This window comes from Streptomyces sp. enrichment culture (genome assembly GCF_964272855.1).
Classification (GTDB): Bacteria; Actinomycetota; Actinomycetes; order Streptomycetales; family Streptomycetaceae; genus Streptomyces.
The window spans coordinates 6,655,001-6,675,942 of sequence record NZ_OZ186847.1 but is presented as its reverse complement, the minus strand read 5'-3'; the positions used below and the strand labels follow the sequence as shown (position 1 = coordinate 6,675,942).

17 protein-coding genes and 2 rRNA genes (1 of these 19 cut by a window edge) are annotated in these 20,942 nt (G+C 71.9%); 3 read left to right on the top strand and 16 right to left on the bottom strand.

All coding sequences use genetic code 11. The features are described 5' to 3' along the window. Positions 1 to 19: 19 nt before the first annotated feature. Positions 20 to 1,615, bottom strand: a complete 1,596-nt coding sequence (locus ACSU6L_RS29560; protein ID WP_437061667.1) for a flavin monoamine oxidase family protein — start codon at positions 1,613 to 1,615, stop codon at positions 20 to 22. Between the two features lie 11 nt (positions 1,616 to 1,626). Beyond that, entirely contained in the window at positions 1,627 to 3,180 is a 1,554-nt protein-coding gene (locus ACSU6L_RS29555; RefSeq protein WP_437061665.1) for an APC family permease, read from the bottom strand. Between the two features lie 222 nt (positions 3,181 to 3,402). Here ACSU6L_RS29555 and ACSU6L_RS29550 point away from each other — a divergent pair, with 222 nt between their 5' ends. Beyond that, positions 3,403 to 5,034, top strand: a complete 1,632-nt coding sequence (locus tag ACSU6L_RS29550; protein ID WP_437061663.1) for a PucR family transcriptional regulator — start codon at positions 3,403 to 3,405, stop codon at positions 5,032 to 5,034. Here ACSU6L_RS29550 and ACSU6L_RS29545 read toward each other — a convergent pair. From ACSU6L_RS29545 to ACSU6L_RS29520, 6 genes are all read right to left on the bottom strand, one after another. Then, positions 5,031 to 6,167, bottom strand: a complete 1,137-nt coding sequence (locus tag ACSU6L_RS29545) for a glycosyltransferase family 4 protein (RefSeq protein WP_437061661.1) — start codon at positions 6,165 to 6,167, stop codon at positions 5,031 to 5,033. The genes ACSU6L_RS29550 and ACSU6L_RS29545 overlap by 4 nt on opposite strands. Before the next feature lie 343 nt (positions 6,168 to 6,510). Continuing rightward, on the bottom strand, positions 6,511 to 7,272 hold the full coding sequence (locus ACSU6L_RS29540) for a hypothetical protein (protein ID WP_437061659.1): 762 nt from the start codon (positions 7,270 to 7,272) through the stop codon (positions 6,511 to 6,513). Positions 7,273 to 7,311: 39 nt separating this feature from the next. Then, complete coding sequence (recN, locus tag ACSU6L_RS29535; protein WP_437065114.1) at positions 7,312 to 9,033, bottom strand: DNA repair protein RecN; 1,722 nt, start codon at positions 9,031 to 9,033, stop codon at positions 7,312 to 7,314. A gap of 174 nt (positions 9,034 to 9,207) precedes the next feature. Then, positions 9,208 to 10,113, bottom strand: a complete 906-nt coding sequence (locus ACSU6L_RS29530) for an NAD kinase (RefSeq protein ID WP_437061657.1) — start codon at positions 10,111 to 10,113, stop codon at positions 9,208 to 9,210. Beyond that, on the bottom strand, positions 10,110 to 10,925 hold the full coding sequence (locus ACSU6L_RS29525; RefSeq protein WP_437061655.1) for a hemolysin: 816 nt from the start codon (positions 10,923 to 10,925) through the stop codon (positions 10,110 to 10,112). The genes ACSU6L_RS29530 and ACSU6L_RS29525 overlap by 4 nt, the downstream gene beginning before the upstream one ends. Positions 10,926 to 10,932: 7 nt before the next feature. Next, a complete protein-coding gene (locus ACSU6L_RS29520; RefSeq protein WP_437061653.1) occupies positions 10,933 to 11,268 on the bottom strand; it encodes a hypothetical protein in 336 nt (111 codons plus the stop codon). 42 nt (positions 11,269 to 11,310) lie between these two features. On the opposite strand from ACSU6L_RS29520, the gene ACSU6L_RS29515 reads away from it, so the two are divergent. Beyond that, positions 11,311 to 11,658: an SCP2 sterol-binding domain-containing protein gene (locus ACSU6L_RS29515; RefSeq protein ID WP_437061651.1), complete on the top strand. Its 348-nt coding sequence runs from the start codon at positions 11,311 to 11,313 to the stop codon at positions 11,656 to 11,658. Here the strand turns inward: ACSU6L_RS29515 and ACSU6L_RS29510 are convergent. From ACSU6L_RS29510 to ACSU6L_RS29495, 4 genes are all read right to left on the bottom strand, one after another. After that, positions 11,642 to 12,514, bottom strand: coding sequence for an ABC transporter ATP-binding protein (locus ACSU6L_RS29510; protein WP_437061649.1), 873 nt, complete (start codon positions 12,512 to 12,514; stop codon positions 11,642 to 11,644). The genes ACSU6L_RS29515 and ACSU6L_RS29510 overlap by 17 nt on opposite strands. Next, positions 12,511 to 13,584 (bottom strand): FecCD family ABC transporter permease, encoded by a 1,074-nt coding sequence (locus ACSU6L_RS29505; RefSeq protein WP_437061647.1) that lies wholly within the window; start codon positions 13,582 to 13,584, stop codon positions 12,511 to 12,513. The genes ACSU6L_RS29510 and ACSU6L_RS29505 overlap by 4 nt, the downstream gene beginning before the upstream one ends. Positions 13,585 to 13,592: 8 nt before the next feature. Continuing rightward, a complete protein-coding gene (locus tag ACSU6L_RS29500; RefSeq protein WP_437061645.1) occupies positions 13,593 to 14,636 on the bottom strand; it encodes a FecCD family ABC transporter permease in 1,044 nt (347 codons plus the stop codon). 157 nt (positions 14,637 to 14,793) lie between these two features. Continuing rightward, complete coding sequence (locus tag ACSU6L_RS29495; protein ID WP_437061643.1) at positions 14,794 to 15,822, bottom strand: HAD-IIA family hydrolase; 1,029 nt, start codon at positions 15,820 to 15,822, stop codon at positions 14,794 to 14,796. Positions 15,823 to 15,905: 83 nt separating this feature from the next. Between ACSU6L_RS29495 and ACSU6L_RS29490 the strand changes: the two genes are divergently transcribed. After that, the gene (locus ACSU6L_RS29490; RefSeq protein WP_437061641.1) at positions 15,906 to 17,198 is read left to right on the top strand and encodes a DUF1015 domain-containing protein; all 1,293 of its coding nucleotides are present in this window, start codon (positions 15,906 to 15,908) and stop codon (positions 17,196 to 17,198) included. A 100-nt stretch (positions 17,199 to 17,298) separates the two neighbouring features. Here the strand turns inward: ACSU6L_RS29490 and ACSU6L_RS29485 are convergent, their stop codons facing one another. The 4 genes from ACSU6L_RS29485 to ACSU6L_RS29470 all read right to left on the bottom strand — a co-directional run. Then, positions 17,299 to 18,030, bottom strand: a complete 732-nt coding sequence (locus ACSU6L_RS29485; protein WP_437065113.1) for a hypothetical protein — start codon at positions 18,028 to 18,030, stop codon at positions 17,299 to 17,301. Further along, the gene (locus ACSU6L_RS29480; RefSeq protein WP_437065112.1) at positions 17,922 to 19,070 is read right to left on the bottom strand and encodes a hypothetical protein; all 1,149 of its coding nucleotides are present in this window, start codon (positions 19,068 to 19,070) and stop codon (positions 17,922 to 17,924) included. The genes ACSU6L_RS29485 and ACSU6L_RS29480 overlap by 109 nt, the downstream gene beginning before the upstream one ends. A gap of 146 nt (positions 19,071 to 19,216) precedes the next feature. Then, a 5S ribosomal RNA gene (gene rrf / locus ACSU6L_RS29475) occupies positions 19,217 to 19,333 on the bottom strand. Between the two features lie 105 nt (positions 19,334 to 19,438). After that, positions 19,439 to 20,942: ribosomal RNA gene (locus ACSU6L_RS29470) — 23S ribosomal RNA — on the bottom strand; it runs 1,618 nt beyond the window's last position.

The window sequence follows — 20,942 nt, the reverse complement described above, 5'->3', positions numbered from 1 at the left end:
CGCGCACCCCCGCCACGGGTCACGTCACCGCGTCGATCACCTCCCGCGCGGCCCGCTCCCCTTCGGTCGCGCCGCCCTCCATGAACCCCTGGAAGTCGTAGGAGCAGTGCTCGCCGCCGATGTGGACGTTGCCCTGCGCGGTGCCCTCATAGCCCGCGTACCGGTGCAGATAGCCCACCGGCCAGTACGAGTAGGCGCCCTGGGCGTAGGGGTTGAGGTGCCAGGCCGAGAGCTGCGCCCGGCCGGTCCAGGCGGCCGACGTGCCGGGGAAGAAGGCGTCGATGTCCCTGGTGTACTCCGCCGCCAGTCTCGCCACGTACGGATCGCTCTCGGAGGAGAACGGCCCGGCCGGCGTCAGCGACCTGGCCAGGCTGCCGCCGTGGTACTGGATGAGGATGCCGCCCGTGCCCGGCTGGACCTTGGTGGTGTCCCAGGTCTGCTGCACCCGGCCGTCGGTGAAGCAGTCGCCCGCCGAGACCCCCGGCCAGGCGCCCGTGCCGCGCCAGGGGCGGCTGGAGAACTGCATGTTGAGCTTGGTGCAGTGCCCCATACGGGCGTCGCGCAGCAGGCTGGTCATCCGGCTGTCGAACCCGGCCCTGCTCAGGTCGAGCCCCTTGAGCACCGGCAGCGGCACGCACAGCACCGTGTGGTCGGCGGTGACCGTGCGAGTGGCGCCCGCCTCGGTGAACGTCAGCGTCTGGGTGCCGTCGGCGTCGGCCCGTACCGCCTGGAGCGACCAGCCGTGCCGGATCGTCCCGTCGGGCAGGGAGCCCGCGATGGCGTGCGGCAGCCGGTCGTTGCCGCCGACGATGTGGTACCGCTCGTTGGACAGGCCCCAGATGTTGAAGTTGCCGGGATTGGTCTGGTAGCCCATCAGCAGCACCAGGGCCAGCGAGGACTGCTCGGTGGTGTCGGCGCCGTACTCGACGTTGTAGGCGACGTCGAAGAACCGGCCGAGCGGCGCGTCGTGGCCGCCGGGCACCCGTGACTCGATCCAGTCGTGGATCGACATGTCGTCCAGGGCCGTACCGGCCGCGGTCGTCCGGTTCCACCTCACCTCCCCGGCCTCCAGCAGATCGCGGTGGAGCGCCTGGTAGACGGCCTTGAAGTCCTCGTCGGCGTGCTCGCGCGGGTAGTACTCGCCGCCGAACCACAGGACTTCCTCGGCGCCGTTGGGCCCGCCGCCGAGGAAGTCCTCGACGGGCAGGGAGAAGCGGCGGCACAGCTCCAGCATCTTCTTGTGGCTGGTGTCGATCAGCTCACCGCCGATCTCTGAGATCTGGCCGTGCGCCCAGTGGTCGCGCTGGGTGTACATCCGGCCGCCGACCCGGTCCGGGTCGGCCTCGTAGACCGTGCAGGGGAGCCCCGCGTCATGGAGGGTGAGCGCCGCGGTCAGCCCGGCGATGCCGGCGCCGACGACGGCGATCCGTGGAGCGGACGCGGCGGCCACGGGAGCGGCGGTCGTGACGGAGGCCGTGGCGGCGAGGGCCGCCGCGCCCTTGAGGACGGACCGGCGCCGCAGCCGCGCCTCGGCGACGGGCAGACCCAGCGCACGGGCTGCGGCGTGGTCGGCGGTGAGGGAACGGAGGACGTGCAGGGCGTGCGTACGGGACACAGTGCTGCTCCTCAGACCGTGGCGGATGTTTCCTCGTTGTCGTCGATCTCGTCGGTGTCGTCGGTGTCGTCGGATTCTTCGGTCTCGTCGTCCGTGCGTTCGGCCGCGTCCTCCAGGACGATCCGGCCGATGATCTCGTAGCGCTGCGGCTGCCGGGCCTTCAGATACAGGCCGAGCCCGAGGCCGCCGAAGAAGACCAGCCCGACGATCCACGGGATGGCTTTGAAGAAGAGCGAGTCGGCCGCCGTGCCGGCCGCGGTGTCGAGGTTGGTCACCAGCAGCACCACCACCGCGATCATGCCGACGCCGCCGAGCAGCGGGGCGGTGAGGGTGCGGAACCAGTGCCGGTCCTCGGGGTGGTTCCTGCGGAAGTAGCCGATCACGGCGAACGAGCACAGCGTCTGCACGATCAGGATCGCCATCGTGCCGAGGATCGCCAACAGCGTGTAGAGGTGGATGTACGGGTCCTGCCCGGTCAGCCAGAAGGCCCCGACGAGCACGACCGCGACGACCGACTGGACGAACGAGGCGACGTACGGCGAGCCGTGCCGCGCGTGGGTGCGGCCCAGCGCCGGGTGCAGGAAGCCCTCGCGGCCGACGGCGTACAGATAGCGGGCCGCGCACTGGTGGAAGGCCATGCCGCAGGCGAAGGACCCGGTGATGAGCAGCCACTGGAAGGCGTCGACCGCCCAGGCGCCGATGTAGGCGTGCGCCGGGTCGAAGAACAGGTCGAGCGGGCTGGTCCCGGAGGAGACCTCGACCGAGCCCTTCAGCCCGTTGCCCGCGATGGTCATCCAGGAGACGTAGATGTAGAAGAGACCGACGCCGACGACGGAGATCAGCGTCGCGCGCGGGATGACCCGCTTGGGGTCGCGGGACTCCTCGCCGTACATCGCCGTCGACTCGAAGCCGACCCACGACCAGAACGCGAAGAACAGGCCGAGTCCGGCGGAGGTCCCGGTGAAGGCGTTCGCCGGGTTGACCGGCTCGACGGGGATGCCGTCCGGGCCGCCGCCGTTCAGCAGTACGGCGGTGGCGACCGCGAAGAGCACCGCGATCTCGGCGATCAGCATCACGCCGAGCGCCTTCGCGGTCAGGTTGATGTCGAAGTACGCCAGCACCGCCGTCACCAGCAGCATCGCGGCGGCGTACACGACCCACGGCAGGTCCACGCCGAGCTGGTCCTCGACGGTGGTCTGGGCGAAGTAGGAGAAGACGCCGACGATGGACGCCTCGAAGACGATGTACGCCAGTACCGCGAGCATCCCGGAGGCCATGCCGGTGATCCGGCCCAGGCCGTGCGAGATGTACCCGTAGAAGGCGCCCGCGGCGGTGATGCGGCGGGCCATGGCGACGTAGCCGACGGAGAACACCGTCAGGACGAGCGTGGCGAAGAGATAGCCGGCCGGCGCGCCGGTGCCGTTGCCGAAGCCGACCGCGATGGGCAGGTTGCCGGTCATCGCGGTGATCGGCGCGGCGGTCGCCACCGCCATGAACACCACGCCCACCAGGCCGACGGAATTCGCCTTGAGGCGATGCACCTCTCGCGTGGGTGTTTCTGCCATTCCCGCCCCTTTCCAAGGACCGTGACAACGAAATCCGAAGATCGCTCGGCTGTTCCCTGCGAATGCGACAGTTTCGCGGCAGAGTGACGCACGCCACAACAGACACGCGGTCGTGCAATCCGGCGCCCGGGGCGACGCATTGTCGGGCCCGGGCGCCCCGTGATCGCTCCCGTAACCGCCCGGAGATGTCGCCGGAACGCGCGCGCCGGTAGCGTCCGCTGCATGGACAGCCGATTCGACAGCACGGGCGCCGGGATCACCGTTCAACGGGCACTGGAACTGCCCGGTCTGCGCAGCGGGCTCCCCGAGGTGCTGGCAGGGGCGGAACGGCTGCAGCGCACCGTGCGCTGGGTCCACGCGGGCGAGGTGCCCAACATCGCCTCCCTGCTCAAGGGCGGCGAACTGCTGCTGACCACCGGGTACGGCCTCGGCACCCGTCCGGCCGAGCAGCGCGCGTTCGTGCGCACCCTCGCCGAACGCGGCATCGCGGCCCTGGTGGTGGAGCTGGGCCCGCGCTTCGCCAGGCTGCCCGCCGCCCTCGTCGAGACGGCCCGCGCGGCCGGGCTGCCGCTGGTCCAACTGCACCGCGAGGTGCCGTTCGTGACGGTCACCGAGGAGATCCACACCGAGATCGTCAACGGCCACTACGCCCTGCTCCAGCGCGCCGAGGAGGTGCACCGCCGCTGCACCGAGGCCCTGCTCGGCGGCGGCGGGGTCCCGCAGGTCCTCGGCATCCTCGCCGACTTCGGCGCCAACCCGGTCTTCCTGGAGACCTCCGACGGGCAACTGCTGTACGCCGCCGGCGCCGGCCCCGAGGGCGCCGACCCGCTCCAGGTGTGGGAGGGGCTGCGCGGCCCGCACAAGGACGCCCCGCCGCCCGCCGGTTCGGTGCTGGTGGACGTGCCGGGCGGCGGTCCCGGCACCGGCTCGGTCCGCGCCCGCCTGGTGCTGCTGCCGGTGCGCGGCCCGCTGGCGCCGGTCCACCGGATCGCCGCCGAACGCGCCGCCGGCATCCTCGCCGTCGTCCTGATGCAGGCCCGGCAGGAGGAGGAGCTGGCCGCGCGCGGGCGCGGCGACTTCCTCACCGACCTCGCCGAAGGCCGGATCGCCGCCGACGACGCCCCCGCCCAGGCCCGCGTCCTCGGCTTCAAGCCGGGCGCCGGCCCGCTGCTGCCGGTGGTGATGCGGCTCGGCGACGGGCTCTCCCCCGGCGGGGGCTGGGCGGTGCTGGCACGCGCGGTCGCCGAGGAACTGGCGTCGGTGGGCGTGCCGGTCCTGCTGGGCGTACGACCGGTGGAGGGCCGCGTCCCCCTGCTGCTGGGCCTGCGCTCGGAGTCGGAGCGCTCGGCGGTCGCCGACCGGGTCGCGGCGGCGCTGCGGGCCGGGGTGGAGCGGGCCGGGATGCAGCGGCCGGGCGCGCAGCCGCCGGTCGTGGTCGTCGGCGTGGCGGGCGGCTGGGCGGCGGCGTCGGCCGGGCTGCGGCACGCGGCGGAGACGGCGACCGCGGCCCAGGGTCTGACCGACCGCCCCTGGTACGACGCCCGCCGCCTCGACATCGACCTGCTGCTGTGGCGGCTGCGCGACCACCCCGACCTCGCGGCGTTCGTCGACCGGGCGATCGGCCCGGTCCGTGACCACGACCGCCGCTCCCGACCCCCGCTGCTGCCCACCCTGGAGACCTATCTGGCGCACGCGGGCCGCAAGGCGGAGACCGCCCGCGAACTCCATCTGAACCGGCAGACCCTCTACAACCGCCTCGCCCGCATCGGCGAGTTGCTGGGCACCGACCTCGACGACCCGCAGACAGTCCTGGCGTTGAGCCTGGCCCTGCGCGCCCGCCGGCACGTGGGTTAGATCATCGGCCGGGGCTGGGTCAACTCGTCGTACACACTGAGCACTTGGGCGACGGTCTCGTCCTCCGTCGGCCAGGTGGCCGCCTGCCGCACACCCCGCTCCCGCAGCAGTTCCCGCCGCTCCCGGTCCCCGAGCAGCCGTACGACGGCCGCCGCGAACGCCACCGCGTCCCCGGCCGGGACCAGTTCGGCCGCGTCCCCGACCAGCTCGGGGACCCCGCCGACGGCGGTGGCGACGAGCGGCACGCGGCCGTGCAGGGCCTCCTGCGCGAGCACCGACCGCGACTCCCGGCCGCCCGGCAGCAGCGCCAGATCGGCGGCGTCCAGCAGCGCGGCCACGTCGTCCCGCTGTCCGACCAGCCGCACCGGCAGTTCCTCGTCCTCGATCCGGCCCTGCAGCTCCGCCCGCAGCGGACCCTCGCCCGCCACGACGACCTGCGGCGCGGGATCCAGCTCCCGCCACCGCCGCGCGGCGTCCAGCAGCAGGTCGTAGCCGCGCTGCCGGTCCAGCGAGCCGACCGCCAGCAGCAACGGCCGCCCGATCGCGCCGAGTTCGGCCCGCACCTTGGACCGCTGCCGGTCCGGGTCACCGCGCTCCACCGCCGTACGCGGCCCCGGCAGGGACACGGCGGCCAGCCGCGCGTCCCGGGCGCCGGTGCGGCGGGCCCCGTCCACCAGGTCCGAGCTGGTGCCGAGCACGACGGCGGCGGCCTTCACCACGCGCCGCTCCAGCAGCCGCAGCAGCTGACCGCGCGCTCCCTCGGCGTGCGCCCGGTTGTGCCAGGTGACGACCAGCGGGATGTGTTTGCCGCTGAGCGCGAGCGCCGCGCGGAAGGAGGCGTGCAGCCCGTGCGCGTGCACCAGGTCGGCGTTCGCGCAGGCCGTCCGCAGCGCGGCCACGGAGACCGGATCACTGCTGCGCGGGATGTGCACGTGCTCGGCGCCGGCCCCGGTGAAGTCGTAGGTGTGATCGGCCTCGGTGGGGGCGCACACGGTGACCCGCACGCCCCGTGCGACGAGCCCCGCGGCCAGCGAGCGCACATGCGCGCTGCTGCCGGCGTTGCCTCCGCCCAGCACCTGCACGGTGCGCAGCGACGACTGGCCGTGCGGTGACGGGCTGCTCACGGGGGTCACGTGCCCGGGCTCCTGGTTCGGCGTCGGTCGGTCACGGCGGTCACGGAGAAACGTACAGAGGGATCGGGCGGAGGGGTGTACCGCGCGGGTCCTCCCCGTACTCCGCCAAGGATGCCAGCCCGTACGCCCGTTCCGGGAACCCCGCACACCCGAGCGCCGCCCGCGCCTGGACAACGCGCCATCTCACATCCCCCACACGAGTGAACCGGTCCTGCACGAGGGTGACCTGACGTCCCTCACCCGTGACCCGACCCCCACGCGTGTCCCATCACCCCGCACCCGAACCCCGCCGACTCACTCCCACGCGCCGCCGAACGCACTCCCCCGCTCCCCGGGTCCCGGTTCACGAGGTTGCGGCGCCCTCACCCGTTCCCCCGCCCGCGAAAGCGCTCACCCGCTGCCCGTGAACGGCCGCCGCCACCACCGCCGCCGCATGCGCGACCAGCCCGGCCCGCCCGCTCCCCGCGACGACCGCCGCCCCGAGCGCCGCGCCCAGCGCGTGCGCCCCGGCGTCCCCGATCATCGCCCGCTCCGCGAGGTCGTCCGGCAGCACGGCTCCCGCCGCCCCCATCACAGTGGCCGCCATCTCCGCGCCGGGCCCCTTCCGCAGCAGCCCCGGCAGCCCGAGAGCCAGCGCGGCTCCGGCGGCGCGCCCAGGCCGTACGTCCACCAGGTTCACGGCGTGCGCGGCCCCGGCGATCACCACCCCCGCCAGCACCTTGTCCACCGCCCGCTCCTTCATCAGCGCGCCCGCGAGCAGCCCGGCGGCGGAGATCCCGAGGAGCTTGACGGCACCGCTGGTGACCCGGCCGTCCCGGAGCGCGGACAGATGCGCGCGGAACCCGCGCCGCGGGTCACCCGCCCCGGCGAAGTCGTCGTACGCCCCGCACACCCCGGCGACCGCCACGGCGACCCCGGCGGCGGGCCGTATCCGCGCGACGCCGACGGCCGTGGCGAGAGCGGCGGCGGGACCGGCGTACAACTCGACGCTGCGGCCGGCGTAGTTCTCGCGCCGCCAGGCTTCCCGGCCACCGGGGGCGGTGGCGCGGAGGAGGGCGGTGGCGGCGCGAGTGAGGGCGGCGGACGGTCCGAGGGAAACGATCATCCGCCCACCCTAGGGGGCGTCTCGCCCCCTGGGCACCGGCTACCCGGCGTCGCCCCTGGCCGCCGCCAGCAGTTCCTCCGCGTGCGCCCGAGCGGTCTCGGAGTCCTCCTGCCCGGCCAGCATCCGGGACAGCTCCCGGACCCGCTCCTCGCCTTCCAGCACCTTCACGCCGGACCGGGTGACCGATCCGTCGTTGGTCTTCTCCACCAGCAACTGCCGGTCGGCGAAGGCGGCGACCTGCGGCAGGTGTGTCACGACGACCACCTGCGCGGTCTTCGCGAGCCGTGCCAGCCGCCGCCCGATCTCCACCGCGGCCTTGCCGCCGACGCCCGCGTCGACCTCGTCGAAGAGATACGTCGGCACGGGATCCGTCCCGGCGAACACCACCTCGACGGCCAGCATCACCCGGGACAGCTCACCGCCGGACGCCCCCTTGGCGATGGGCCGGGGCGGCGCCCCGGGGTGCGGGGCGAGCAGCAGCTCGACCTCGTCGGCACCGGACGGCCCGTACGCCACGGTCCGCCCGCCGACCTCGACGCCCTCCGGGTCCTCGGTCTGCCGGATGGCGAAGGACACCCGTGCGTGGGGCATGGCGAGCGAGCCCAGCTCGGCGGTCACGGCGGCGGCGAAGCGCTCGGCGGCCTCCGTCCGCGCGTCCGTCAGGGCCTGCGCGAGTCCGCCCAGTTCGGTCCGCAGCGCGTCCCGCTCGGCGGTCAGCTCCTCGATCCGCGAGTCGTCGCCGTCCAGCTCGGTCAGCCGCGCGGCACTCCGCTCGGCCCAGGCCAGCACCGCGCCGACGTCCTCGCCGTACTTCCGTGTCAGCGCGCTCAGCGCGGCCCGCCGCTCCTCGACGGCCGCGAGCCGCAGCGGGTCGGCGTCGAGGTCGTCGGCGTACCCCGCGAGTTCCCCGGCCACGTCACCCAGCAGGATCCCGATCTCCCCGATCCGCTCGGCGAGCGCGGCGAGCGCGGGATCGTGCGACCGTACGGCCTCCAGGGCCCGGTGGGCGCCCGCGACCAGGGTCGAGGCGTCGACCCCCTCGGGGTCCTCCGGGTTGCCCGCCAGCGCGGCGTGCGCGGCGGCGGCGGCGGACGCCAGTGCCTCGGCGTGCCCCAGCCGCTCGGCCTCCGCCGCCAGCTCGGCGTCCTCCCCGGCGCGCGGCTCCACGGCGGCGATCTCGTCGAGGCCGTAGCGCAGCATGTCGGCCTCCTGGGCCCGCTCACGCGCGCGCGTGGTGATCTCTTCGAGCTCCGCGGAGACGGCCCGCAGCCGCCGGTAGGCCTCGCTGTACTTGGCGAGCGGCACGGTCACCGTGTCCCCGGCGTACCGGTCGAGCGCCTGCCGCTGCCGGGACAGCTTCAGCAGCCCCTGCTGGTCGGTCTGCCCGTGCACGGCGACCAGCTCGTCGGCCAGCTCGGCCAGCAGCCCCACCGGCACGGAACGCCCGCCCAGATGGGCCCGCGACCGCCCTTCGGCGGAGACGGTACGGCTGATCAGCAGCGCCCCGTCGTCGAGCTCGGCGCCGGCCTCCTCGGCCCGCACGGCCACGGAGGCGTCCGCCCGCAGGGCGATCCGCCCCTCCACGACGGCCTTGTCGGCCCCGATCCGCACCAGCGCCGGGTCCGCGCGCCCACCGAGCAGCAGGCCCAGGCTGGTGACCACCATGGTCTTGCCCGCACCCGTCTCACCGGTGACCGCGGTGAACCCGGGCGACAGCTCGACGACGGCGTCATCGATGACACCGAGCGACCGTATCCGCATCTCCTCCAACACGGACACGACCTTACGAGGTCCGGGTCCGTGAGTGCGACCACCCCACCCCTGTCACCCACGTGAGCGGGCCCACCTCAGGGGCGCAGGGAACCGCGCGACCAGCCACGACGAACCCGCACCCGCCGACGACGAAGAACCACCCTCTCGGATGGCGCACGACGACTAGTGCGGCGCCCCCCGCCACCCGGACACCGGCAACGCGAACTTGGCCACCAGCCGGTCGGTGAACGACGCGTGATGCAGCCGGGCCAGCCGCACCGGCACGGCCCCCCGCCGCACCTCCACCCGCGCTCCCGGCGGCAGCTCCACGGTCCGCCGCCCGTCGCACCACAGCACGCCCGGCGGAATGTGCGGCAGCACCTCCACCGCGAGCACGGAATCCGGCGAGGTCACCAGCGGCTTCGCGAACAACGCGTGCGCGGAGATCGGCACCATCAGCAGCGCCTCCACCTCGGGCCACACCACGGGCCCGCCCGCGGAGAACGCGTACGCCGTCGACCCGGTCGGCGTCGACAGCACGATCCCGTCACAGCCGAACCCCGTGACCGGCCGCCCGTCGATCTCCAGCACCACCTCGAGCAGCTTCTCCGCGCCGGCCTTCTGCACGGCGGCCTCGTTGAGCGCCCAGTCGGTGTGCACGATGTCGCCGTTGCTGTGCACGACGACGTCGACGGTCATCCGCTCCTCGACCTCGTACGCCCTGGTCACGACCCGGTCGACGACCTTGTCGAGGTCGTCCCGCTCGGCCTCCGCGAGGAACCCGACCCGCCCGAGGTTGACCCCGAGCATCGGCACACCGGACGCCCGCGCGAACTCGGCCCCGCGCAGCAGCGTGCCGTCGCCGCCCAGCACGATCAGCAGCTCGCACCCGTCGAGGCACTGCGGAGTCGCCTCGCCGACCAGCTCCACCTCGTCCGGCAGCGGCAGGTCCCGCGCCTCCGCCTCCAGGACCCGCACCCCGATCCCGGACCTCAGGAGCCCTTTCACCACGAGCTCGGCGCTGCGAATGGCTGCCGGACGCCCGGTGTGGGCCAGCAGGAAAACAGTACGAGCTCGGTTCGGTGTCAACGCGGCCCCTCCGCCACTGCACGGTCAACGTCGGCCGGGTCCAGCTCGGGAGCACCGGCCCGCAGCCACAGAAAGTACTCGACATTGCCGGAAGGACCGGGCAGCGGACTGGCGGTGACACCCTTCACCCCGAGCCCCAGCTCCCACGCCTTCTCGGCCACTCCTCGCACGGCCTCCGCCCGCAGTTGCGGACTCCGTACGACTCCCCCGCTGCCCAGCCGCTCCTTCCCCACCTCGAACTGCGGCTTCACCATCATCACCAGGTCGGCGTCCGGCCGCACGCACCGCACCAGGGCGGGCAGCACCAGTCCGAGCGGGATGAAGGACAGATCCCCGACGACCAGGTCCACAGGTTCTCCGTCGATCGCCTCGAGCGTCAACTCCCGTACGTTCGTACGGTCCTTGACGGTGACGCGTTCATCGCTCTGCAAAGTCCAGGCCAGCTGCCCGTAACCGACGTCGACGGCGACGACGTGTGCCGCGCCCGCCCGCAGCAGCACATCCGTGAACCCCCCGGTGGACGCGCCGGCGTCCAGCGCCCGCCGCCCCTCGACGACCAGCCCCTGCGGCACGAACGCCTGCAGCGCCCCGGCGAGCTTGTGACCGCCCCGGGAGACGTACTCGGGGTCGTTGTCGTCGGCGGTGACCACGATGGCCGCCGCGGTCTCCACCTGAGTGGCGGGCTTGGTCGCGACGGTCTTGCCGACGGAGACCCGCCCGGCGGCGATCAGCTGGCTGGCGTGCTCGCGCGAGCGCGCGAGCTTCCGGCGGACCAGCTCCGCGTCGAGACGGCGGCGTGCGACTCCTGCCACGTTCGGTTCAGCTCCTATTGCCGTACGTCGAGGGGGGCGCCGGAGGTCCCGGGCGGGCGTCGAGCGCGGTGAGCGCGTCGCGCAGCCCCCGGTATACATCCTCGTACACCTCGACGTGCCCGTCCGTGGCGAGGTGGTCGGCGTCGGCCAGCCGGTCCAGCGCGGCATCGACGTCGGCGTTGCCGGTGGGCGTGCGCGGCACCTCCAGCGGGGCCGGGGCGGCGAGGTCGTACGCCGGGTCGTACGCGGGCTCGTCCACCGCCCCGCCCACCGGCTCGTCCGCCGGTCGCTCCGGTCCGTCCGGCACGTCTCCCTCGTCCGGCACGGCTGCTGCGTCGTTCATGCCCCGACGCTACCCCGAAGCCCTGGGGTAACGTCGACCTCGATGGCCACGATCGAGGAGTGCCGCAGCGCACTCGACAAGCTCTCGGACAGCATGCAGCGCGCCGAAGGGAACGTCCGCGAGGCGGCGGCCCTGGACCGCTCGGTGAGCTGCCACATCAAGGACCTGGACGTCACCTTCGTCGGCCGCATGAGCGGTGGCCGGATCGAGGTGCGGGACACCGTGCAGGGCCCGCCCCCCGAGAAGGCGCAGATCCGGCTCGCGATGACCGGGGACGACCTGGTGGCGCTGGTCGACGGCGAGCTGCACTTCGCCAGGGCGTGGGGTTCGGGCCGGGTGAAACTGGAAGCGAGCCTGGCCGACCTGTTCCGGCTCAGGAAGCTTCTGTAGCCGCCACCTTCGCCAGCTCCTCGCGGGCCCCGGCGCGTGCCTTGCGCGCGGCCGGCACCACCAGCGGGGTCCCGGTCTCCGGGTCGTCGATGACCTGGCAGCGCAGCCCGAAGACCTGCTCCACCAGCTCGGCGGTGACGATGTCGTTCGGCGCGCCCTGGGCGATGACCTCGCCGCCGCGCAGCGCGATGAGGTGCGTGGCGTACCGGGCGGCGTGGTTGAGGTCGTGCAGCACGGCGACGAGCGTGCGGCCCTGCTCCTCGTGCAGCTCGGCGCAGAGGTCCAGGACGTCGATCTGGTGCTGGATGTCGAGGTAGGTGGTCGGCTCGTCGAGCAGCAGCAGCGGCGTCTGCTGGGCGAGCGCCATCGCGATCCACACGCGCTGCCGCTGACCGCCGGACAGCTCGTCGACGTAGCGGTCGGCGAGTTCGGCGACCCCGGTCTGCGCCATGGACTCCTGGACGACCCGCTCGTCCTCGGTCGACCACTGCCGCAGCAGGCCCTGGTGCGGGTACCGGCCGCGGCCGACCAGGTCGGCGACGGTGATGCCGTCCGGCGCGATCGACGACTGCGGCAGCAGGCCGAGGGTGCGGGCGACCTTCTTCGCGGGCATCGACTGGATGACCTGACCGTCGAGCAGCACCCGGCCCTGGCTCGGCTTCAGCATCCGCGACAGCGCCCGCAGCAGGGTGGACTTGCCGCACGCGTTCGGGCCGACGATCACGGTGAAGGAGTTGTCGGGGATCTCCACCGAGAGCTGCTCGGCGATGACCCGCTGGTCGTAGGCGAGGGTGACGTTCTCGGCGGACAGTCGGTTCACGGTGCTCCTTCGGTTGTTCATCGGACGGTCGCTCATATCCGGCCCGCCCGGCGCTCGGCGACCAGCAGCCACAGCAGGTAGCCGCCGCCGACCACTCCGGTGACCACGCCGACGGGCAGCTGGTCCGCGCCGAAGATCCGCTGCGAGACCCAGTCGGCGGTGACCAGGAGAGCGGCCCCCATGCACAGTGACGGCAGCAGGTTCGGCCCGGGCGAGCGGGTCAGCCGACGGGCGAGCTGCGGCGCGGTGAGCGCCACGAAGCTGACCGGTCCGGCCGCGGCGGTGGCGGCCGCGGTGAGCAGCACGGCGGACACCATCAGCAACATCCGTACGCGCTCCACGCGCACGCCGAGGGCGTTGGATACGTCGTCGCCCATCTCCATCATCCGCAGCCCGCGTCCGTTGGCGAGGACGAGCGGGAGGAGCACGGCGCACAGCGCGAGCAACGGCCACACCTGCGCCCAGTCGCGGCCGCTGAGGGAGCCGGTCATCCAGACGACGGCGCGGGAGGCGTCGACGAGGTCGGCCTTGGTGATCAGGTAACCGTTGACGGCCGTGACGATCGCGGACACACCGATACCGACCAGAACGAGCCGATAGCCGTGCACGCCCCGCTTCCAGGCGAGCAGATAGATGGCCATACCGGTCACCAGGCCGCCCACCAGGGCACCCATGGTGACCTCGGTGGCGCTGCCGGAGAACAGCACGATCATCACGAGCGCGCCGGCCGTCGCCCCCTGCCCGAGACCGAGGATGTCCGGACTGCCCAGCGGGTTGCGGGAGATGGCCTGGAACAGCGCGCCGCCGAGCCCCAGCGACGCACCCACCAGCAGACCGACCAGGACCCGCGGCAGCCGCAGCTCGTTGACGATGAACTCCTGCCCGGGGTCGCCGTCGCCCATCAGCGTCCGGACCACGTCGGCGGCCGGGATCGGGAAGTCGCCGGTGCCGATCAGCACGACGCTCGCGGCGAGCGCGGCGACCAGCAGCAGCACGACGACCGTGACGGCCCGGACGTCCAGCCGCACGGACAGCCCGCCGGGGGTCCGCAGCGCGCGGGTCGCCCGAGCGGGCTTCGCCGCAGTGCCTTCTCCGGTGGTCTTCACCGCGGTCCTCACAGCTGGGCCGTCCTTCGCCGTCGTACGAGAAAGATGAAGACCGGGCCGCCCAGGATCGCGGTGACGATCCCGACCTGGATCTCCGCGGGCCGGGCGACGACCCGGCCGATGACATCGGCGCCGAGCAGCAGCACCGGCGACAGGACGGCCGCGTACGGCAGGATCCAGCGCAGGTCCGGGCCGGTGAAGGAGCGCACCACGTGCGGCACCATCAGCCCGACGAACACGATCGGCCCGCACGCGGCGGTCGCGGAACCGCACAGCACGGTCGCGGCGAGCATGGCCAGCACCCGGGTGCGGTTGAGGTTGGCGCCGAGCGCCTTGGCGGTGTCGTCACCCATGGCCATGGCGTTCAGCGGCCGGGCCAGGCCCAGCGCGAGCACCATGCCGGCCACCATGAACGGCAGTACCTGGAGGATGCTCTCGTTGGTCGCCGAGGTCAGCGAACCCACGGTCCAGAAGCGCATCACACCCAGCGCCGCCTCGTCCAGGATCATCATGGCCTGCAGATAGCCGTAGAGGGCCGCGCTGATGGCGGTGCCGGCGAGCGCGAGCCGCACCGGTGTGGCGCCCCGGCTGCCACCGAGGAACCAGACCAGCGCACCGACCGCGGCCGCGCCGCAGAACGCGAACCACACATAGCCGCTGAGGCTGGTGACGCCGAGGAAGGTGGTCGCGGTGACGACGGCCGCGGAGGCACCGGCGTTGATGCCGAGCAGTCCGGGATCGGCCAGCGGGTTGCGTGTCAGCGCCTGCAGGACGGCACCGGCCAGACCGAGCGCGGCTCCGGCGAGCAGACCGAGGACGGTCCGCGACAGCCGGTCCGCGACGACGATGTCGCCATAGGTCCCCGAGTCCTCGAACAGGCCGTGCCAGACCTGCTCCAGAGACAGCCCTCGGGCACCGATCGCGATACTCGCCAGCGCGACGGCCGCGAGAATCGCCACGGAGACGAGCAGCCCAACGGCCCGTATCGCCCGTCGGTTCGGGGGCGCGGGAGCGGTCACCGCGCGCTCTTCGGGAGGACTCTCAACCAACACGCGGTTAGGTTAGCCTACCCTCCTACCCAATCAAGATCCAGAACAGCGCCACCAGCGGTTCCGTAACCGGCGTGACCGCGGGCAGTCGTGCCGCCGGGGCGGCACGGGAGGGTCACGACGGGCGGGGCACCACGGGCGGGCACCGTGGGCGGGCGGGTCACAACCCCAACCGAGCCAGCGCCTTGCCCCCGTCCAGCTCGCAGACCCCGTCCCCCGCGACGGTCCAGGCCACCGCGCACAACGCCCGCAACCCGTCCAACGCCGTGCCCTCCCCCTCCAACTCCAGCCGCTCACGCCCGGCCACAGCCGTCCACCCGCCGCACCGGAACCCCTCCCCGGCTTCGACGACCTCCGGCTGCCCGACGAGCAACCCCCGCAGATCCGCGTCCACATACGTCGGCCGATGCCGCGGCTCCGCCGCCAGCAACCGCGCCCCGTCGGTCACCCCGGTCAGCACCAGCAGCGAGTCCACACCCCCGTTGAACGCCCCCTCGATGTCCGTGTCCAGCCGGTCCCCCACCACCAGCGGCCGCTCGGCCCCGGTCCGCAGAATCGTCTCCCGGTGCATCGGGGGCAACGGCTTCCCCGCCACCTGCGGCTCCGCACCGGTCGCGATCCGCACGACCTCCACCGCGGCCCCGTTCCCCGGCGCGATCCCCCGCGCACCGGGAATGGTCAGATCGGTGTTGGACGCGAACCACGGCACTCCCCGCGCGATCGCGTAACAGGCCTCGGCGAACCGCCCCCACGGAAGCTCCGGCCCGCCATATCCCTGCACCACCGCCGCCGGCTCGTCCTCCGCCGACTCCACCGGCACGAGGCCCTGCTCCCGCAGCGCCACCCGCAGCCCCTCACCGCCGATCACCAGCACCCGCGCCCCCGCGGGCACCTGCTCGGCGATCAGCCGCGCCACGGCCTGCGCGGAGGTGATGACGTCCGACGCCTCCGCCGCTATGCCCAGCTCGGTGAGGTGCTCGGCCACGGCGTCCGGGGTGCGCAGCGCGTTGTTGGTGACGTAGGCCAGGTGCATCCCGCCCGCCCGGGCCGCCGCCAGCGACTCGACCGCGTGCACGATCGCGTTCCCCCCGGCGTACACCACGCCGTCCAGGTCGAGCAGAGCCGTGTCGTACACCTCGCTCAGCGCCCGCGCACTGCCCGCGGGCCTCGTCCTGACGCTCTGGCTCATTCCACCGCTCCTCGTCCGCCTACGCTCGTGCTCCCCGTTCCCCCGATCATCCCCCATGGCACTGACACACGTACGATGCCGGGATGAACCTTGCGGGTCACTCGGAAGCAATGGCGCCCCGAGGCCTGGAACTCACCCCGTTCCGAGGCCTGCGCTACGACCCCGACCGGGTCGGCAGTCTGGCGGCCGTGACATCCCCGCCGTACGACGTCGTCGTACGCCCCGACGGCCTGCACCACCTGGAGGCCGCGGACCCCCACAACATCGTCCGCCTCATACTTCCCCAGGCGGCCACCCCCACCGAGCGCAACGCACAGGCCGCCGACACCCTGCGCCGCTGGCTCGCCGAGGGCGTGCTGACCGCCGACGCCGAGCCCGGCTTCTACGTCTACGAACAGCACGACGGCGCCGGCCTCCTGCAACGCGGCGTCATAGGCGCCCTGCGCGTCTCGGAGCCCTCCGAGTGCGTGGTCCTGCCGCACGAGGACGTCATGCCGCACGTCGTCGCCGACCGCGCCGCCCTGATGCGCGCCACCCAGGCCAACCTCGAACCGCTCCTGCTGACCTACCGGGGCAACGGCTCGGCGACCGACACCTCGGCCGTCATCGAACGCATAGCCGAGCTCCCGCCCGTGCTGTCCACCACCACCGAGGACGGCTTCCACCACCGCCTGTGGGCCGTCACCGACCCCTCCGACGTGGCCGGCATCCAGTCCGACCTGGCCCGCCACCAGGCCCTCATCGCCGACGGCCACCACCGCTGGGCCACCTACCGCAGGCTCCGCGCTGAGCACGCCTCCCCGAGCCCCTGGGACTACGGCCTGGTCCTCCTGGTCGACACGGCCCGCTACCCGCTCCGCGTCCGCGCCATCCACCGCCTGCTGCACGGCCTGCCCGTCCCGGACGCCCTGGCGGCCCTCGACGGCCGGTTCCGCGTACGACGCCTGGACGCCACCCTCACCGAGGCCCTCACGGCTCTGGGCGACGCCACGGACGACGGCAACGCCTTTCTCCTCGCCGGCGACGGCGCCTTCCACTTGATCGACCGCCCGGACCCGGCCCTGCTCGCCCGCACGGTCCCCGCCGACCGCCCCGAGGCCTGGCGCTCCCTGGACGCCACCGTCCTCCACGCCACCCTCCTCGACCACGTGTGGGACATCCCCGAGGACTCCCCGGCCCACATCGCCTACATCCACGACGCGGCCGCCACCGTCGCCAAGGCGGAACACGACGGCGGTACGGCCGTCCTGATGCACCCGGTCCGCGAGGAAGTCGTCCGCGACCTCGCCCGCCAGGGCGTCACCATGCCCCGCAAGTCCACGTCCTTCGGCCCCAAGCCGGCGTCCGGCCTGGTCCTGCGCGCCCTGGACCACTGAGGCAGGGATACGGAGGCAGGGCAATACGAAGGCAGGGCATCGAAAGGCAGGACAAACGAAAAGGGGCGGGACCGCAGTCCCGCCCCTTCAGTCACATCCGTCAGTCCTGACGGTCGTCCTCGTCCTTGTCGGCGTCGCTCTGAGCCGCGTCCTCGTCCAGCGCGTCCACGAACTCGACACCGTCCAGCTCGGCGAGCCGGTCCGACGCGTCCGTGCTGCCGTCCCGGTCCGCCTCGACGGCCTTCGCGAACCAGTCCCGCGCCTCACGCTCCCGCCCTGCCGCGAGCAGCGCGTCGGCGTAGGCGTACCGCAGCCGCGCGGTCCACGGGTGCACGGCGTTGGAGGCCAGCTCCGGGCTCTGGAGCGTCACGATGGCCGCGTCCAGCTGCCCCATGTCCCGCCGGGCACCGGCCGCGACGAGCCGCATCTCCACCTGGCCGGCCTTGTCCAGCTTGTGCACCTCGGGCGCACCGGCCATGTCCAGCGCCTTCTCCGGCCGCCCGAGCCCGCGCTCGCAGTCGGCCATCACCGGCCACAGCTCCACGGACCCGGTCATCCGCCGCGCCGCCCGGAACTCCGCCAGCGCCTCGCTGTACTTCTGGTTCGCGTACGCCGCGAACCCGGCGGCCTCCCGCACCGCGGCGACCCGCGACGCCAGCCGCAGTGCCACCTTGGAGTAGCCGTACGCCGCCTCGGGGTCCTCGTCGATCAGCCGGGCGACCATCACCAGGTTCCGTGCAACATCGTCCGCGAGCGTCTTCGGCAGGCTCTGCAGCTCCTGGCGCACGTCCTTGTCGATCTCGTCGCCGGTGACCTCCTCGGGGATCGGCAGCCGCTTGATCGGCTCACGGTCACGGTCCCGGTCGCGGTCGCGCTCATCACGGAAGCGCCCACCGCCACGCCGGTCGTCGTCACCGCGGCCACGGAAGCCACCGGGCCGACCACCGCGGTCGTCACGACGCGGCCCACGGCCCCCACGGTCGTCCCGCCCACGAAACCCACCACGGTCCCCGCGCTCACCACGGTCGTCCCGCCCACGGAAGCCACCACGGTCGCCGTCACGGCGGTCATCACGGCGGTCATCGCGCCGGTCGTCACGCCGGTCGTCACGGCGCTCGTCCCGCCGGTCGTCCCGACGGAACCCGCCGCGGTCCCCGCGATGCTCGTTCCGCCGGTCGTCCCGACGGAACCCGCCGCGGTCCCCGCGATGCTCGTCCCGCCGGTCGTCACGGCGCTCGTCACGGCGCTCGTCACGCCGGTCGTCCCGACGGAAGCCACCGCGGTCCCCGCGGTGGTCATCCCGGCGGTCGTCACGGCGGAACCCGCGGTCGCGGTCGTCACCGCGCCGGTCGTCGCGGCGGTCATCACGCCGGTCGTCGCGCCGGCCGTAGCCGCCGCCTCCACGGTTGTCGTCGCGCCGGAACCCACCACGGTCGCCGCGCTCGTCACCTCGGCGGCCGTAGCCGCCGCCACCGCGGCTGTCGTCACGCCGGAAGGCGGGACGGTCCCCGCGGTCGTCCCGGCGGAACCCGCGGTCACGATCCCGGTCGTCCCGACGCGGCCCACGGTCACGGTCACGGTCGCGGTCGTCCCGCTGGTATGACGGCCGGTACCCGCGATCCCCGTCACGGCGGTCATCACGCCGGTCATCACGCCGATCATCACGGCGGTCATCACGGCGACCGTAACCGCCGCCACCACGACTGTCGTCGCGACGGAAGCCACCACGGTCACCGCGATCGCCGCGCTCACCACGGTCGCCACGGTCACCGTCACGACGGCCGTAGCCGCCCCGGTCACGGTCACGGTCGTTGCGGTCACCACCGCGACGGAAGCCACCGCGGTCGCTACGATCGCCGCGATCCCCACCATCCCTGCGCCGCTGGTCGCGCTCCGGACGGTCGTCGGGAGAGTTGGTGGACATCGGTGACTCCTGTCTTCGGTACCGCAAGCATTGTAAAAACAAAAGGACCCCTGGTCCCAGCTGAACGCTGGTGACCAGGGGTCCTCCAAAGATTGTTCGGCGGCGTCCTACTCTCCCACAGGGTCCCCCCTGCAGTACCATCGGCGCTGTGAGGCTTAGCTTCCGGGTTCGGAATGTAACCGGGCGTTTCCCTCACGCTATGACCACCGAAACCCTAATGGTTTCGAGCGAACAAGCACACTCTTCTATTATGCGTTCAGCTCAAAAGCCGGCAACGGTCGTTGCCTCAGAACTAACACAGTGGACGCGAGCAACTGAGGACAAGCCCTCGGCCTATTAGTACCGGTCAACTCCACCAGTTACCTGGCTTCCATATCCGGCCTATCAACCCAGTCGTCTACTGGGAGCCTTACCCCATCAAGTGGGTGGGAGTCCTCATCTCGAAGCAGGCTTCCCGCTTAGATGCTTTCAGCGGTTATCCCTCCCGAACGTAGCCAACCAGCCATGCCCTTGGCAGAACAACTGGCACACCAGAGGTTCGTCCGTCCCGGTCCTCTCGTACTAGGGACAGCCCTTCTCAAGACTCCTACGCGCACAGCGGATAGGGACCGAACTGTCTCACGACGTTCTAAACCCAGCTCGCGTACCGCTTTAATGGGCGAACAGCCCAACCCTTGGGACCGACTCCAGCCCCAGGATGCGACGAGCCGACATCGAGGTGCCAAACCATCCCGTCGATATGGACTCTTGGGGAAGATCAGCCTGTTATCCCCGGGGTACCTTTTATCCGTTGAGCGACGGCGCTTCCACAAGCCACCGCCGGATCACTAGTCCCGACTTTCGTCCCTGCTCGACCCGTCGGTCTCACAGTCAAGCTCCCTTGTGCACTTACACTCAACACCTGATTGCCAACCAGGCTGAGGGAACCTTTGGGCGCCTCCGTTACCCTTTAGGAGGCAACCGCCCCAGTTAAACTACCCATCAGACACTGTCCCTGATCCGGATCACGGACCCAGGTTAGACATCCAGCACGACCAGAGTGGTATTTCAACGACGACTCCACGAACACTGGCGTGCCCGCTTCAAAGTCTCCCACCTATCCTACACAAGCCGAACCGAACACCAATATCAAACTGTAGTAAAGGTCCCGGGGTCTTTCCGTCCTGCTGCGCGAAACGAGCATCTTTACTCGTAGTGCAATTTCACCGGGCCTATGGTTGAGACAGTCGAGAAGTCGTTACGCCATTCGTGCAGGTCGGAACTTACCCGACAAGGAATTTCGCTACCTTAGGATGGTTATAGTTACCACCGCCGTTTACTGGCGCTTAAGTTCTCAGCTTCGCCAGGACGAATCCTAGCTAACCGGTCCCCTTAACGTTCCAGCACCGGGCAGGCGTCAGTCCGTATACATCGCCTTACGGCTTCGCACGGACCTGTGTTTTTAGTAAACAGTCGCTTCTCGCTGGTCTCTGCGGCCACCCCCAGCTCACCGAGTAAATCGGATCACCGGGTGTGGCCCCCCTTCTCCCGAAGTTACGGGGGCATTTTGCCGAGTTCCTTAACCATAGTTCACCCGAACGCCTCGGTATTCTCTACCTGACCACCTGAGTCGGTTTAGGGTACGGGCCGCCATGAAACTCGCTAGAGGCTTTTCTCGACAGCATAGGATCATCCACTTCACCACAATCGGCTCGGCATCAGGTCTCACCCTGCATGAGTGGCGGATTTGCCTACCACTCGGGCTACACCCTTACCCCGGGACAACCACCGCCCGGGATGGACTACCTTCCTGCGTCACCCCATCACTCACCTACTACCAA